This window comes from Variovorax glucosi, assembly GCF_051216695.1.
Lineage (GTDB): Bacteria > Pseudomonadota > Gammaproteobacteria > Burkholderiales > Burkholderiaceae_C > Variovorax.
Genome location: NZ_JBPJZE010000005.1, coordinates 191,275 through 207,069 on the forward strand (window position 1 = coordinate 191,275; position 15,795 = coordinate 207,069).

The 15,795-nt window shown below is 62.8% G+C and carries 14 protein-coding genes; 1 reads left to right on the top strand and 13 read right to left on the bottom strand.

The window, feature by feature from the left end; all coding sequences use genetic code 11:
* Positions 1–18 precede the first annotated feature (18 nt).
* The 7 genes from ACSFA3_RS21715 to ACSFA3_RS21745 all read right to left on the bottom strand — a co-directional run bounded on the left by ACSFA3_RS21715 (position 19) and on the right by ACSFA3_RS21745 (position 7,683).
* Positions 19–366 (bottom strand): copper-binding protein, encoded by a 348-nt coding sequence (locus ACSFA3_RS21715; RefSeq protein WP_435507575.1) that lies wholly within the window; start codon positions 364–366, stop codon positions 19–21.
* Positions 363–3,539, bottom strand: coding sequence for an efflux RND transporter permease subunit (locus tag ACSFA3_RS21720; RefSeq protein ID WP_435507576.1), 3,177 nt, complete (start codon positions 3,537–3,539; stop codon positions 363–365). The genes ACSFA3_RS21715 and ACSFA3_RS21720 overlap by 4 nt, the downstream gene beginning before the upstream one ends.
* The gene (locus ACSFA3_RS21725; protein ID WP_435507577.1) at positions 3,536–5,074 is read right to left on the bottom strand and encodes an efflux RND transporter periplasmic adaptor subunit; all 1,539 of its coding nucleotides are present in this window, start codon (positions 5,072–5,074) and stop codon (positions 3,536–3,538) included. Before ACSFA3_RS21725 ends, ACSFA3_RS21720 begins: the two co-directional genes overlap by 4 nt.
* A complete protein-coding gene (locus tag ACSFA3_RS21730; RefSeq protein WP_435507578.1) occupies positions 5,071–6,303 on the bottom strand; it encodes a TolC family protein in 1,233 nt (410 codons plus the stop codon). Before ACSFA3_RS21730 ends, ACSFA3_RS21725 begins: the two co-directional genes overlap by 4 nt.
* Before the next feature lie 76 nt (positions 6,304–6,379).
* On the bottom strand, positions 6,380–7,054 hold the full coding sequence (locus tag ACSFA3_RS21735) for a PAS domain S-box protein (protein WP_435507579.1): 675 nt from the start codon (positions 7,052–7,054) through the stop codon (positions 6,380–6,382).
* On the bottom strand, positions 7,024–7,350 hold the full coding sequence (locus ACSFA3_RS21740; RefSeq protein ID WP_435507580.1) for a hypothetical protein: 327 nt from the start codon (positions 7,348–7,350) through the stop codon (positions 7,024–7,026). The genes ACSFA3_RS21735 and ACSFA3_RS21740 overlap by 31 nt, the downstream gene beginning before the upstream one ends.
* A 135-nt stretch (positions 7,351–7,485) precedes the next feature.
* Positions 7,486–7,683, bottom strand: a complete 198-nt coding sequence (locus ACSFA3_RS21745) for a hypothetical protein (protein ID WP_435507581.1) — start codon at positions 7,681–7,683, stop codon at positions 7,486–7,488.
* 23 nt (positions 7,684–7,706) lie between these two features.
* Here ACSFA3_RS21745 and ACSFA3_RS21750 point away from each other — a divergent pair, with 23 nt between their 5' ends.
* Complete coding sequence (locus tag ACSFA3_RS21750; RefSeq protein ID WP_435507582.1) at positions 7,707–8,018, top strand: response regulator; 312 nt, start codon at positions 7,707–7,709, stop codon at positions 8,016–8,018.
* A gap of 557 nt (positions 8,019–8,575) precedes the next feature.
* Here ACSFA3_RS21750 and ACSFA3_RS21755 read toward each other — a convergent pair.
* The 6 genes from ACSFA3_RS21755 to nirD all read right to left on the bottom strand — a co-directional run bounded on the left by ACSFA3_RS21755 (position 8,576) and on the right by nirD (position 15,787).
* Positions 8,576–9,004, bottom strand: coding sequence for a GAF domain-containing protein (locus tag ACSFA3_RS21755; RefSeq protein WP_435507583.1), 429 nt, complete (start codon positions 9,002–9,004; stop codon positions 8,576–8,578).
* Between the two features lie 15 nt (positions 9,005–9,019).
* On the bottom strand, positions 9,020–9,322 hold the full coding sequence (locus tag ACSFA3_RS21760; protein ID WP_435507584.1) for a hypothetical protein: 303 nt from the start codon (positions 9,320–9,322) through the stop codon (positions 9,020–9,022).
* A gap of 1,352 nt (positions 9,323–10,674) precedes the next feature.
* Complete coding sequence (locus ACSFA3_RS21765) at positions 10,675–11,562, bottom strand: hypothetical protein (RefSeq protein WP_435507585.1); 888 nt, start codon at positions 11,560–11,562, stop codon at positions 10,675–10,677.
* 1 nt (position 11,563) lies between these two features.
* Positions 11,564–12,394 carry a uroporphyrinogen-III C-methyltransferase gene (gene cobA / locus ACSFA3_RS21770; RefSeq protein ID WP_435507586.1) on the bottom strand — a complete coding sequence of 277 codons (831 nt, stop codon included), beginning with the start codon at positions 12,392–12,394 and terminating at the stop codon, positions 11,564–11,566.
* A gap of 54 nt (positions 12,395–12,448) precedes the next feature.
* A complete protein-coding gene (locus ACSFA3_RS21775) occupies positions 12,449–15,352 on the bottom strand; it encodes a nitrate reductase (RefSeq protein ID WP_435507587.1) in 2,904 nt (967 codons plus the stop codon).
* A 9-nt stretch (positions 15,353–15,361) separates the two neighbouring features.
* Positions 15,362–15,787 carry a nitrite reductase small subunit NirD gene (nirD, locus tag ACSFA3_RS21780; protein WP_435507588.1) on the bottom strand — a complete coding sequence of 142 codons (426 nt, stop codon included), beginning with the start codon at positions 15,785–15,787 and terminating at the stop codon, positions 15,362–15,364.
* Between the last annotated feature and the right edge of the window lie 8 nt (positions 15,788–15,795).

A 15,795-nucleotide genomic window follows, 5' to 3' on the forward strand; every position in this document is an offset into this window, starting at 1 on the left:
TTAAGAGCGATGGCTTGTTCAGTGCGCAGTCTCAAGGTGTGTCACAGTCGGCGCGCCATTTAGAAGTTCGACATGGAACCGGACCTTGTCTCCCGCTTTGACTGTGTTGAGCATTTTCTTGTTCGCCACGTCGAAGCCCATCGTCATTGCCGGCATGGAGAGATTGGTGATGTCACCATGCTTGAGCACAATCATATTTTTGGCAGTGTTAATGTTTTGAACGACGGCATCAGTCCATACAACTGATGAATGCTTGCTTGCGGCAGGCATCTTCATGGACGACATCGCGTCCTTGGACATCTGGGTTTGAGCAGAGGCCGCAGATGCGATGAGCAGGCCAAATGCGAAAGAAAGCAGTGTTTTCATGAAGTAACTCCTTGGGAGGATTGAGCAGAACCGGTTGACAGAAGGGTCCGTCCGGCGCGATCACGTCGGTGCATCAGGTACCACGCAGCAGGAACGACCAGCATGCTCAGCAGCGGTGCGGTAACCATGCCGCCGACCATCGGCGCGGCGATACGAGTCATTACCTCCGAGCCCGTGCCGCTTCCCCATAGGATGGGCAAGAGTCCCGCCATGACGACGGCAACAGTCATGGCCTTGGGTCGCACGCGCAACAACGCGCCCTCACGAATCGCCGCCAGCAGGGTCTCGTCATTCATCGGCTCGCCTGCTTCGATACGCCGTGCCAGCGCGTTCTTCAGGTAGACCAACATAACGACCCCGAACTCGGCAGCCACCCCGGCCAGCGCGATGAAGCCCACTGCCGTGGCGACCGAGATCGCATGACCCAGCATCCAGACAAGCCAGAAGCCGCCGATGAGCGAGAACGGCACAGCTGCCATCACCAGAGCCGCATCGCCAAACGATCGGAACAAAAGGTAGAGCAGTACAAAGATGACTGCCAAGGTGCCTGGCACCACCAGTTTCAGCCGCTCGGTCGCGCGCTCCAAGTACTCGAACTGGCCGGACCACGACGCGGCGTAGCCCGCTGGCATCTTCACGGCCCGATCGACTGCCGCCTGCATGTCGGTGACGGCAGACCGCAGGTCGCGCCCACGGACATCGACATAGACCCAACCTGACAGCCGAGCGTTTTCGCTGCGCAGCATTGGTGGTCCGTCCTCGACGGTGATCTTTGCCACATCGCCCAGCAGCAGCTGCGCGCCCTTGTCGGTCACGAAGGGCAGCTGTCGCAACCGTTCCAGCGAATCGCGGATCTCGCGTGGGTAGCGGACGTTGATCGGATAACGCTCCCGACCCTGGATCACCTCGCCCACGTTGTCGCCACCAATGGCCGTGGACACTACCGACTGCACGGCTGCCACCGAGAGCCCGTAGCGCGCGGCGGCCAGCCGATCCACGTCGACGTCGATGTAGCGTCCGCCGGTCAAGCGCTCTGCCAGTGCCGACGACACGCCAGGAACGCCTTTGACCGCCGCTTCGATTTGCGTGGTCAGCGCATCGATCGTGGCCAGGTCGGCTCCCGCCACCTTGATGCCCACCGGGCTCTTGATGCCCGTGGCCAGCATGTCGATGCGGTTGCGGATGGGCGGCACCCATACGTTGGTCAGGCCCGGCACCTTGACGGCCCGGTCCAGCGCTTCGACCAGCTTGTCCGGTGTCATGCCCGCGCGCCACTGCGCTTTCGGCTTGAACTGGATGGTGGTCTCGAACATCTCAAGCGGTGCTGGGTCGGTTGCAGTGTCCGCACGGCCTGCCTTGCCGAACACGCGTGCGACCTCCGGCACGGTCTTGATCAGGCGGTCGGTCTGCTGCAGCAGCTCGGACGCCTTCGATGCCGACAGGCCCGGCAGGGCGGAGGGCATGTAGAGCAGGTCGCCCTCGTCAAGTGGTGGCATGAACTCACCCCCCAATCGCGTCAGCGGCACCGCCGTCAGCGCCAGGAGCACGGCAGCCACGGCCAGCGTGCCCTTGGGAAACCGCAGAACCAGTTCCAGCGCGGGTCGATACACCGCCGTCAGAAAGCGGTTCACGGGGTTCGAGGCTTCATGGGGAATGCGTCCCCGGATCAGGTAGCCCATCAGCACCGGTATCAGCGTCACCGACAGGCCGGCCGCTGCTGCCATCGCGTAGGTCTTGGTGAAAGCCAAGGGTGAGAACAAGCGACCCTCCTGCGCTTCGAGCGAGAACACCGGCACAAAAGACAGCGTGATCACCAGCAGCGAGAAGAACAGCGCGGGCCCGACTTCCACGGAGGCCTCGGTGACCAGCTGCCATCGCTCGGCCACTGTGGGCTGACGATCGTGCGCGGTCTCGAAGGCTTCGATGTGCTTGTGCACGTTCTCGACCATCACGATGGCGCCGTCGACCATGGCACCGATGGCGATCGCGATGCCGCCGAGCGACATGATGTTGGCATTGACACCCTGCCAGTGCATGACGATGAACGCCGACAGCACGCCGATCGGCAGTGCCACCACCGCCACGAGTGCCGAGCGCAGATGAAAAAGGAACACCGCGCAGACCAGCGCCACCACGACGAATTCCTCGATCAGCTTGTCGCGCAGGTTTTCCACAGCGCGGTCGATCAGCAGTGACCGGTCATAGGTGGGCACGATTTCGACACCCGGCGGCAAGCTCGGCTTGAGCGCTTCGAGCTTGGTCTTGACGGCTTCGATCGTCGTGCGAGCGTTCTTGCCCGAACGCATGACGATGACGCCACCCGCCACTTCGCCTTCGCCGTCCAACTCGGCAATGCCGCGGCGCATTTCCGGTCCGATCTGGACCGTCGCCACGTCACGCAGCAGGACTGGCGTCCCGTTCGTCGTGCTCAAGGGGATCAAGCGGAAATCGTCTAGCGAGCGCAGGTAGCCGCGCGAACGCACCATGTACTCGGCCTCGGCAAATTCGACGACCGACCCGCCTGAGGCCTGGTTGGCCGCTTGCAGCGCATCCACAACCATCGACTGCGTGATGCTCAGGGCCCGCATGCGGTCGGGGTCCAGCACCACTTGGTACTGACGCACCATGCCGCCGATGCTGGCGACCTCGGCCACGTCGGGCACGGTCTTCAGCTCGAACTTCAGGAACCAGTCGTTGAGCGCGCGCAACTGCCCGATGTCGCGCGTGCCGGTGCGGTCGATCAGCGCATATTCGTAGACCCAGCCGACCCCGGTGGCATCAGGACCCAGCGAGGCATTGGCGCCTATGGGCAGCCTGCTCTGCACCTGATTGAGGTACTCCACCACGCGCGAGCGCGCCCAGTACGGATCGGTCTTGTCGTCGAACAGCACGTAGACGAACGAATCGCCGAAGAACGAGTAGCCGCGTACGGTCTTGGCACCGGGCACGCTGAGCATGGTGGTGGTCAGTGGGTAGGTGACCAGGTCCTCCACCACCTGAGGCGCCTTGCCGGGAAACGGCGTGCGGATGATGACCTGCGTGTCCGAGAGATCGGGAAGGGCATCAAGCGGTGTCCGGGCAACCGACCAGCCACCAGCGATCACCAGGAAAAGGGTCGCGATCAGCACCAGGAAGCGATTGCCGACCGACCACCGGATCAAGGCGGCGATCATGGCTTGGCGCCCGATTGCACGCGCTGAACTGAGACCAGTTCGTAGCCCGTAGGACCGCCTTCCTTGAACTCGAAGCGAACCGTCTGGCCCGGCTGGATATCCGAAAAAGCATCTGGCGCAGCCTTTGCGAAGCCCATCGTCATGGAAGGCCACTTGAGCGTGGCAACCGGGCCGTGCGAAATCGTGATGCCATCGGGCGCCACGCTCTCGACCTTGCCTTGGGCCGTGTGCAGCACGGTGGCCGATGGCATGGCTGCGGCGGGCGATGGCGATGGCGAGGGCGAAGCTGGTGCTGAGGGCGTAGGTGACATGCTGCCCAACACGGAGCGCAGCCGGGCTTCCGAGTCGATCAGGAACTGACCGCTGGCCACCACCTGGTCCCCATCGGCCAGGCCCGAGACCACCTCGATCTCCTCGCCCATGTCCGCGCCGAGTGACACGTCACGCGGTTCGAACGCGCCATCGACCTTGCGCACGATGACGACAGCGCGCTTGCCGGTGCGGATCACGGCTTCGGAGGGCACCACCAACCGCAGGCTGCTGGCGCCAGTCACCTGCAACCTCAGCAGCATGCCCGGCACCAGCTTGGCATTCTTGTTGTCGACCTCGAAGCGCGCTTTCAAGGTGCGCGTGGCGGTACTGACTTCGGGCAGGATTTCGTCGAGCGCGCCGTCGAATGATTGCGCTGCATCGGCCTGCAGGATGGCCTTGACCTTCTGACCCCGCATCAAGCGCACGGCCTGCGCTTCCGGGATTTCAGCCACCGCCCAGACTTTTCCCAAGCCAGCGATGCGAAACAGCGTCGTGCCGGGCGTGACCGCGAAGCCTTCGCGCACGTTCAACTCGGCCACGATGCCATCGGCGGGCGCCGTCAAAACGTAGAGCGCCTGCGCGGTCCCTGATTCTTCGCTGCGCCGGATCAGATCGGCCGGGATGGACATGGCACGCATGCGATCGCGCGCTGCCGTGACGAGGTCGGAGGAAACGCCAGCGCGCTGGAGCGCCAGCCACTCGTTCTGCGGCCCGAGCCATTCCGGCGCAAAAACCGTGGCCAGGGCTTGGCCCTTGCGCACCCGCTCCATCGGCGCGCGTACCGACAGTCGTTCGACATAGCCAGCCACCCGCGTCTGCACGGCAACATTGAGCCGATCGTCGAACTGGACGCTGCCAAGTGCGTCGAAGGAAGCAGAGATTTCTGCCCGTCTGACGGAGGCCACACGAATGCCCAGGTTCTGCTGGACCGCCGGGCTGACTTGAACACCCGCTGCGCCGGTGGTGCCCGTTGCAGTGTCTGCATACACAGGGACCAGCTGCATGTCCATGAACGGCGACTTGCCGGGCTTGTCGAAGCGCTGGCCAGGGACCATGGGATCATGCCAGTAGAGAATTTTGCGGCCTTCGCTGACGGAGGCGGTGGCGGATGCAGCCATCGTCGCGTCCGTGGATGGACCTGTCCCGCGTCCCAGGTAGAAGGCACCGGTAGCAAGCAACAGGGCGCCCAACAGCGAGAGGCTGGTGACATGGATTCTGTTCATGGCGACACCTCGGCAGCGAGCGGCCGGAAGGCCAGTTGGACTTGGGTTCGGGCCAGCTCACGCTGCAGCGCCAGGAGCTTGCGCTGCGTTTCGACCTCGGCACGCCGCGCTTCGAACAGGACGACAAGGCCGCTTTGGTTGGATCGGTACGCCGCCATGGCTGCGGCTGTTCGTTGACTGGCCGGCGCGACGACAGCACTTCGGTAACCGTCGATTCGTTGCGTCAGCCGTTGTGCTTCACCGCGCAGCGACCGGTATTCGGCAGTGGCAGCGCGGGTCGCCTCGGCGAAGTCATCCTCTGCCTTCTCGACCAGCGCCAGCTTGGCGGCTGTATCCCGGTCCTGGCGTTCACCCGGTGCGATGGCCAGCGGGATGCTGACGCCCACCGACACCATGTCCGAGTAGCCGGTGCGTTGACCGTAGGCGACCTCCCAGGTCCAGTTGGGTGTGCGGTTGGACGCGGTGACGCTTGCCGTCTGCTTTGCTACCTCCACTTCGCTTTGCATGGCCGCGACGGCAGGGTGGGTGGTCACGTAGGCTTCTTCGGCCGGAAGCATGAATGCGCCGGGAGGTACCAACTCTTCAGGTGGAATGCCGACCCAGCGCTGGAAAGCGACGCCGGCGCTGCCTTGCTGCTGCAGGAGGTCGGCCGTCTCGTCTTGCAATGCACCCCGTGCACTGGTCAGCGCCAGAACCTCTTGGCTGCTTCCCGTGGCCGAGGACAAACGTGACCGGGAGGTCTCCAGTTCCTCATGCGCATGATGTTCCATGAGCTTCGCGAGCTTCAAGCCCTCGCCGATGTAGAAAGCATCCAGGTAGGCCAGGGCGGTTTGGCGGCGGGTATCAGCTGCGACAACTTGCACCTGCACCGCCTCGCGGCTGACCAAGGCATCGGCGACAGCCTGCCGCGCATCGCGTTTCTCGGAAGACAGCCATTCCTGGCTGATGCCAACGCGTTTCATTGTCATGAAATCGCGATTGGCATTGAAACGATCAGGACCGGTTGCAGGAAGGTTGTCGACGCCTACACGCAGCATCGGATCGGGAAGCTGGCCGGCAGCTTGCGCTGCCTCAGAGGCGCTGAGGGCGCTCGCACGGGCGGCGCGTGTGGTGTGGGAGCGCTGAGCAGCGAACTGAAGTGCCGCCTCTAGCGACAAGGGAGCCGCCGTTGCCAGACAGGGCGCAAGCAAAGCAGTCCATGCGACCGCGCGAAAACAAAAGAAAGACATGAGAACTCCGCAGACGAACGAGTGAATCGCTGGTCAGCAGATAAGCCGCACCAGCGCCGATCAGTCGACGGAGATTTCAGACGCGAAGTCTGTGGGTCGCGAGAAAAACGGGGTCAGGCGGGGGATGTTGACGCTCGGGCACGGCCTGAGGTGGAAAGGCATGACCATCAGACACTAGCACCAAGGGCATCACCACAACTTGCACGATGGCAGGTAGCGAGGGCGTTGCCAACTTCACTGGCTCATAGGACAGCGAGAGATCGGCGGCATGCTGAAAGCACAACACTGGCTGCGCCGTGTCCATGCCTTCGCAAGGCATCCCAATGGCTACCATCTCTGTCATCGACTCGGCGTCGGATGTGCCGGGACAAACGTAGCCTGCCAGTGCCAGCTGGGAGAACAGCAGCGCCAGGACCACGAAGAACGCGGTAGTGCAGCGATGGAGATGGCGACGGCCGTACATGACAAACATCAGTGTATCGCGCGAACCTAAAGGCCTCGCGGCGATCCAACGCATCAAATCGTCCTTGTGACGGTAGCGGTTGACGACACGTGGCATTTCCCCGGCTGCAGTCTTGGTGTAGGTGTCGACGGTCTGGTCATGATCTTCAGGAACTACGAACTCGTTGACATGGTGGTCGACTAACTCATCTGGCGCGTAGCCGAGCAGAACGATCCAGGCCGGATTGACTCGCCGGAAGAATCCTTGTAAGCCGATGATTAGGAGCAGATCGGGGGATATGTGCCACAAGCGGTCTCGCTCCGTCGTGCGCTCCTCGATGTGCTGCTCCAGGGTGGCATCAGGCTGCGCACCTCGACGAGTGCCTGCTCGAGCACGTGTTGGCTCTTCTTCAGAGCTGCATCGGCCAGTACTCGTTGCAGGGTCTCGTTGGTGAAGATGAACTGTCCCACGACCTCTCCACCGCCGTCGAGCACGCGCGAATAGTAAAACGAAAACCAGATGTCAGCGAGCCCGCAGTCGGTGTCGATCTTCCAGGGCGAATCCTTGAAATGGCGCCTCCAACCTGCGAACGCATCCTCGATCATCGGCTGAGCCTGTTCCCAGGCATCCGCCCACACGCGGTCAAACCGCTCCCCCAATCGCCCACGGCAAGCGCAGTCCAAGCAGCGCGGCGTAGGTGTCGTTAAATAAGAAGTGCAGTTCCTGCCCCCATGCCAGGATCATGCTTTCTGGAGAGTTGAGGACGAGGACAGCGCGGTCTTGAACTCGGCCGACCACGTCTCCGGCCGACCTAGGGGTGACACGACCAATCGCTCTCGAATCACGCGGGCGGCTTCGCCACCGTCGACGAGAAACGGAAAAGGATTGCTCAAGAGTTTTAAAAATATTTTTGCGATATTTGCGATCGCAGTATTCATGACAGGTAGCCATATATCGCTACTTGGTCGGTGCCCAGTTCATCTGGCATCTAGCCCTCAATGGAGGTTATCTGGCTTGCCTCGTAGTTCCACTAAATGGCGCAGCTAAAAAACCGTTGGAGAACGATGTCCGCCTGCGTGTGATCGCCAGGGAGACGCTGTGCAACCTAGGCTACACGGTCCTGCATGCGGCCAATGGTGCGGAGGCCTTGGCGATGATCGATGCGGTCTGGGATGCAGTGCTGCTTTTCACCGGCATTGTCATGCCGGGCATGACCGGGCGGAAGCTGGCAGAAAAAGTGCCGGAACGCTTGCCGTACCTGAAGGTGCCTTAAACCATCGGCTACACGCGTAACGCGCTAGTTCACAACGGCGTGATCGACCTAGGGATGCAGTTTCCGGCCAAACCCTACACGATCAAAACGCTGGCCAGCAAGATAAGTGAAGTAATGGATAGCCGGTAGGGCGAAACGGCCTGACACCTAAGACTATCATCATAACCTTAGGGCATCGCGTGCCTGACGACATCGCAAGGATGCATGTCATCTACAACGAAGCTCCGCAGCGCTGCAGTGGTGTTGCCGGTGTCAAACTGTCCATAGTGCTGGGCACACCGGGCTCTGCGGGCCTGTGCAGCGCGGAGGCCAAATGCGTTGCCGGGCCGTCGCCGCTTCGAAAGTAAGGTGGCTGCTAAGACAGCGTGCATCGCTGGTCGAGGCACATATCCGCGAGCAGGCAAACGCTGACGGCCAGGGTTGAACGCCTGATGGCGGACTCTTGGACAACTGATCCGGCAAGTGCCTCAGTTTCTCAGCCATCGTGGTCCTACCTTATGTTCACCCTAGGCGCTGGCCCAATTTGGACCCAAGCAATAACGCGTAGCGAATCGCTATCAACGTTCCGACAGCCCGCGGCGGCTTTTTTCGATCTCTGCGAAGACAAGGGCGGCCACACTGCGTAGCCCATCAACTTGACGGCAGCCAAGCGCAGAACGGGCTTGATGACTGATATAGCACAGCGTCCCGTCGACCTCGCCATTGGCCAGCACGACCGGTCCACTCAGGTAGGCGCCAATCCCCAAGCCTTGCGTTGCGGCCAATTCCTGCGTTTCAGGCAACGCTGCAGTATTTGGAGTGATCGCAGGTAGCCGTCCGTCGATCACGCGCTGCCAGTAAGTACCCTCGAGCGGCACCGACTCCCCCACGTGCAGCTTTGCTGGCAGGCTCTGATCCACATCGACATGCCGAAAAATGCGTTGCCCATTCAGAAACTCTGCGACGAGTGCGATGTCCATCCCAAGCAATTCGCGAAGGTTGCTCAAAAGCTTGCTAATGACCTAGGTCATGGCGTCAGAGGCAGCATCGGCGGTGGCGACATGGCCGCGGGTTGCGACGGTTGCCTCTGCGCTGAGCCGATCTACATTCGCCACACTTGTAGCCACGGTCGACATCGTGAAATCATTGGACTTTGCGGACATAGGCGCCGCGTCGTCATTCGACTGTTTCAATCGATAGCGCAGTTCAACTTCGTAGTTGTGCGCCATGTCTCTTGCCCATGTGCTTCCTCGTAAAGCCTGCAGTCGAAGCTCATAGGCTTGCGAAATGACAAATTCTTCAGGAAGTTGTTTAAGACCATGCATGCATGAATTGTCAGCCGCTATGCTTATTTTCATTGTGCATTACCACACGGAATGCAATCAACTATCTGGTTCCACGTTAGCGTTGACTATTTCAACCTCTTACGCAGCGCTGCACGCATTACCAAGTAGCCTTCAGCCCAAGCCGCTGCGGCATTCCGGTGCGCCTCGCTGAAGGTCTGTGCCGTATAGCTTAGCAGGTCGTCGTCCGATGCGACTTCATTCAGGAGGATCCAATGAAACTCACCAGGTTCGAGTTCCTTGACAGCTAGTGCCATCGACACAGAAGTACTCATAGAAGTAACGTTTTTTCAAATCTAAAGTGTCCTTTCTATGTTTTGTACCATCAAGGAACATTTGCACAACTCAATACCGAAAAGTTAAAATGAAACGTAAGCGAGGAATATGTTCGAACCCATACCCTTAACGGACTCGACCAATTGACTTTGCTCAGCTAATTCCTTGCTCGATCGGCTCGCGTTTCGGTATAAGCGTTTGAGGTCAACTCGCCATCAGCACTGCCAGCGTGGTGCTCTGACTGTCGCAAATCATCTTGGTGTGGCGGTTCAACCAGCTTGGGACTGCACAGACCTGCTCGTTGAATACGCACTCGGCGCGCTGCGTGCCCGGACTCACCTTTACGCACTTCAATAACGTACACGCTTCGGATGTAAGTTCATGCCAGTGCTGTAGCTAACGCTATCGATGTTCAGCACTCCGAGCCAACGCTTGAAAAAAACCCGGCTAAAAGTCCCTTCTGATCTGCTGCTTGCAGAAATTGCGGCAGTAAAATATCGATCAGACGGTCGGTTTCAGGCGTGCGTACCAACCATGCCATCGATCATGCTTGAAAGATTCGTAACGTTATTTGCCACTTGTCAAATAGACGACAGTTCGTATGTCTGGAGTCCATCTGACTCGTCTGTATAAATAATCGGTTAGGCGGGCTGGCTGTCGAGAACGGGGGACGCTCACCTCACACGATCGATGTCTCGCAAAGCATGCTCGCGCGACAATGTAGCTTGCTAAGGCTTCTGTCTTGGACTTGCGGCATAAAACCAGTCCAAATTTTTATCCGCAGCCCACTGGGTCAGTTCTGCGTGGAAATCAACATCGCTGACTATCAAACGCCGCATCACCGGCTCGATTTCCGACGCTTGAACACTGTAGCGAGGACTGCCATTTTTGAAACACATGGCGTGGCGCTGAGGCTCGCTTGCATCCTCCTAATCTGCTCTTGCCATATTTTGGCAAATCCAAAACGCAAGCTTCGAAGAACCTGATCGACTATGCTTTTGATGCGAAACACTGCATTCAGGATCGGTAGCGCGAGGCATAACGCCATTTTTCGACGATTAGAGCGTGAACGCCAGTACTTCCGTCACGCTGCCGTCAAGGGCGATCGGTAGGGCCAGCACGCCGTGATAGCCCGGTCCAGGCGCCGGGGCGATGGCGGGCAGGGCAGTGACCAAAGCCTGCATGACGACGTTGTCAGGCACCAAGTTGACCGATGCCGCCGTGCCCTCGGCGTCAAAGCCGTAGGCGAGGGTGGGCGCTGAGTTCGGGCCTATGGCGATCCAGCTCTCAACTCGCTGCGCCGCCGGAACGGACGACGCCCATAGGAAGCTGACCACGAAGTTCTCGCGTCCTGGTGCCGGGCATGGGAAGGCCATGCCGCTCTGAATGCCGGCCGACGCGGCGGCGTCGCCGCGCACGAAGCCGGTGGTGTGTGCCAGATCGGCAAAATACACCGAGGCCTCGTGCTGCCAGGCCCGGGCAGGCAAGCCGGTGCCGCGTTCCAGGTAAGTGTCTTTCGACGCCGTCTCGAAGTCGCCGGGCGTGGCGCCGTAGTAGCCGTCGGCCAGCGTCATGTCGGGCGTCACGCGCGGGTCGTTGCGCCACAGCTCGACCGCACCGACCTCGGCTTGCACATCGCCGCAGAACAGCAGCACCACAGCCTTGAACTGTTGGTCGACAAACACCGGGTGCGCCACGGCGCAGCTCAGCCCGGCTGCGCGCGCGGCCTCGGCGCGGCGGAAAGGGCCGGATTGCAAATTCTTTAGCAGGACCGGACGCCCTTCCTCCCAGGCCAGGCCTGGCAGGCCCTCGCCACGTCCGAAGCACATGCCCCGGCTGAGGAAACCGAAGGCAGCGGCGGCGCCGTAAAGACCGCCCGAGAGTTCCAGGATCTGGCCCTCCGCATCAGGAAGCCAGACTTCGGCGGCTTTAATCAGGGTGGTCATGTCATTCCTTCTCGTTATTTCTCTTCTCGTTACGTCCGAAGCGGGAGGCGGGAAGTGCCGCCGCTAGGCCGTGGAGCACGTCGCCCACGACAATCACCGCCGGGCTTCCCAGTCCAGACTGCACGATCACTATGTCGAGCCGCGCCAGGGTCGTCACGACATGGCGCTGCTGCGGCAGGCTTGCGTGCTGGATCACCACCACCGGCGTCTGGCCCGGCAGGCCGTGCAGCAGCTCGGCCTGAATGTGTGCCGCGCTGGCCATGCCCATGTAGATCACCAGGGTGAGCCGAGCGTCACGCGCCGTGACGGCCAGCGAGCGCCAGTCGGCGGGGTCCTGCGGCACGGCCGTGCCAGGCTTGGCAGGGCCGGTGACGAAGACGACGCCTTGCGCATGGTCGCGGTGCGTGAGCGGCACGCCCAGCGAGGTCACCCCGGCCAACCCCGCGGTGATGCCGTTGACGACGGCAGTCTCTATGCCGGCCTCGCGCAGGTGCTCGACCTCCTCGCCGCCGCGCCCAAAGATGAACGGATCGCCGCCTTTCAGGCGCACCACCGTCTCACCCTCGCGCACGGCGGTGATCATGAGGCGCTCGATGAAGCCTTGGGGCGTGCTCTTGCAGCCCCCGCGCTCGCCCACCGAGACGATGCGCGCGTCGGGGCGCGCGTGGGCAGAGACGATGGCGTCGTTGACCAAGTCGTCAACGAACAGCACGGTGGCCGCGCCGATGGCCTTGACAGCCTTGAGGGTCAGCAGCTCGGGGTCGCCGGGGCCAGCGCCCACCAAGGTGCAAGTGCCGAGGGCTGCAGCGGGACGAGAGGTCGGAGCGGTCATCGCAGAAATGTCGTTCTTGGGGAACAGGTGCGTAAGGAGCGAAGCAGTCGGCGGTCAGCCCGACGCTGGTAACAGGGCGGGAGCCGTTTCGGCGGGCGCGGCAGTGCGCACCATGCGCTGGAGTTCGGGAATGCAGGAGCCGCAGTTGGTGCCGCATTTCAGGGTGCCCTGCAGAGTGGCCAGTCGCTCCTTCTCGGAGCCTGTGCACTCGGCCAGCATGCCGGTAATGGCGGTTTCAGTAATGCAGAAGCAACTGCAAACGATCTTGCCGCGCGCTGCCACGCCGGCCGGCGCGGTCGCGCCCGGGCGCAGCAGCAGCCTGCCAAAGGTTTGCGCCGGCAGCTGCTCCTGCAGTAGCGTGCGGATCCAGGCTTCAGCGCGGATATCGCCGCCCAGCAGGAAGCCTTCGAGGTACGCCTCCTTACCGTCGCCGGTGCGCACCAGGTGGGCCGAGCGCCGCTGGCCGTGGCGCGCGTCCATGTAGCGCAGCGTGTCGGCACCGGCCAGGCCGAGCAGCATCTCGATCCGCTGGAGCAAGGCGTCGTCGGGCGCCTGATGCGCGGCGGCTCTGAACAGGATGCCGATGCGTTCGATAGCGACGTCGTCGCTGGCAACCAGCGCACCACCGGAGCCGAAGGGCACGCAGCTCGAAAATTCAAAGCTCATCATCAGCGCGCGCAACGAGCGCTCCACCGACAGCGCCTGTTCGGCCGGCAGCCAGGCCATCGCCAGCAGGCTCCAGGGCAGCTCCGCCTTCAAGATCTTCACCGCCGCATGCTTGAGCTCGGGCTGTTTGGAGTCCGGGCAGTAGGCCGGCGTGGTCAGTGCGTTCACACCCGCGATGGCCTCGCCGGCGCTCGAGCGCCCACTCAAGTACTCGGCGCCCCAGTGCATGGCGATGAAAGCCTGGCTCAGCCCAACCTCCGGGCTCGACTGCACTGGGATCACCACCGAGCCACGCCGCGAGGTCACGTGCACCAGGTCGCCGTCTTTGAGTTGACGGCGCACCAGATCCTGATGATTCATCTGCACGACGGGTTCGGGCGCATGACCGAAGAGGCGCCCAAGCGTGCCGGTGCGGCTCATGCTGTGCCACTGGTCGCGCAGGCGGCCGGTGTTGAGCGAGAACGGAAAGCGCGCCTCGCGCGGCTCGGCCACCGGCCGGTAGGCTGCGACGTGGAAGCGCGCACGGCCGTCAGGCGTCGGGAACACGCCATCCTCGTAAAGCCGTGCTCGCCCGCTCGCGGCGCCCTCAGGCAGCGGCCACTGCTGCGGGCCAAGGGCGTCGAGCATTGCCCACGACAGCCCGGTAATGTCCAGGTCGCGTCCACGCGTCGATTCGCGGTGCTCGCGCCAGATTGCCTCGGCGCCAGCTTCTTCGTCCAGCGCGTAGGGGAAGAGGGTGCCCGGCGCGACCGCTGGTAGCCGCCGTTCCAGCCGCCGGGCGAAGTCCGCCACGGCCGACCAGTCGTGGCGCGCCGCGCCAGGCGCTGGTACAGCCGGCCGCACGCGCGAAATGCGCCGCTCGCTGTTGGTGACCGTGCCCACTTTCTCGCCCCAGGTGGTTGCTGGCAGCAGCAGGTCGGCGTAGGCGCAGGTGGCAGTCGTGGCGAAGACCTCCTGCACGACGACGAACTCGCAGCGCTCCAGCGCCCGGCGCACCGTGGCCTGGTCGGGCATCGACTGGGCCGGGTTGGTGCAGGAGATCCACAGCGCCTTGATTTGTCCATCGGCGGCGGCCTCGAACATCTCCACCGCTGTCTTGCCCGGCGTGGCCGGCACGTCGGCCACGCCCCACAGCGCGGCGACCTCGGCGCGGTGTTCCGCGTTGGCCATGTCGCGGTGGCCGCCCAGCAGGTTGGCCATGCCGCCGACCTCGCGCCCGCCCATCGCGTTGGGCTGGCCGGTGAGCGAGAATGGTCCCGCACCCGGGCGACCGATCTGCGCTGTCGCAAGGTGCAGGTTAACCAGTGCGGCGTTCTTGGCCGTGCCCGAGGAGGACTGGTTCAGTCCCTGGCAATACAGGCTCAGCGTTGCCGTGGATGTCGCGAAGAGCCGTGCGGCTACGAGCAAGTCCTCGGCTGTAATCCCGCAGACCTGCGCTACGCGTTCGGGTGTGCAGTCGCGCACCAGCGCGCGCAGGGCGTCGAAGCCGCTGGTGTGCTCGGCGATGTAGTCGGGCTTCGTCCAGCCCTCCCACAGCATCAGGTGCAGCATCCCGTGCGCCAGCATCACGTCGGTGCCCGGTTGGAGGGCCAGGTGAAGGTCGGCGATCTCGCAGGTGTCAGTGCGGCGCGGGTCTACCACCACAATTTTCATCGCCGGGTTGGCGCGCTTGGCATCCTCGATGCGGCGGAACAAGATGGGGTGCGCCCAGGCCGTATTGCTGCCGGAGATGAACAAGCAGCTCGCGTGGTTGAAGTCGTCGTAGCACGCCGGCGGCGCGTCGGCGCCCAGTGTCTTCTTGTAGCCTGCCACTGCGCTGCTCATGCACAGCCGCGAATTGGTATCCAGGTTGTTGGTGCCGATCAACCCCTTCACCAGCTTGTTGAAGACGTAGTAGTCCTCCGTCAGCAACTGGCCGGAGATATAGAAGCCCACCGCGTCGCGCCCGTGCGCATCAATCACGCGGGCAAACTCGGCCACCGCGCCATCAAGCGCGTCGTCCCAGCCGATGGCTACCGGCGCCGCGCCGCGCACGACCCGCCGCAATGGCTGCAGCAGGCGCGTCTGGTGCGTCACCTCGGCCGCCGCCGTCAGGTGCAGGGTCGCCCCCTTGGTGCACAGCCGCCCGAAGTTCGCAGGATGGTCCGGGTCGCCCCGCACGCCAGTGATCTGCGCCCCGACGGACTCGATGATCACGCCGCATCCCACACCGCAGTAGGGGCAGGTCGAGCGCGTTTCTCTAACGGCAACGGAGAGGTCCAAGGGCGGAGCCAGCGGCTGGAGAAAGGACATCACGACACTTCAGCCCCCGTGCGGCGTCTGCACGCCAAAGCTCTCGTCGCCCAGCGCGCCGGCCGTGGCCGCGCCGGGGCCAGCGCGCGGCGCGGCCAGGTCAAGTGCGTGCGTCGCCAGCTCGAGCGCGTCCAGCTGCACCCTCCCTGCCTCCACTTGGCATGCGAAGCGCGGCACGCAGCCTTCGTCGGGCGCGCGGGCGCAGCCGTCCTCTAGCGCTATGGTCCAGTTGTGCAGCGGGCATGCCACGCTGGCGCCGAAGACGATGCCCTGCGACAACGGCCCACCCTTGTGCGGGCAGCGGTCGAGCAAAGCAAACACATCGTCCGTCGCGGTGCGGAACACCGCCACCGCCAAGCCCGCCGGCCGCATCACGCGGCGCGAACCCTGCACGGGTATATCGTCCAAGCGACAGATCGTGGTCCAGTCGGTCATGGAATCTC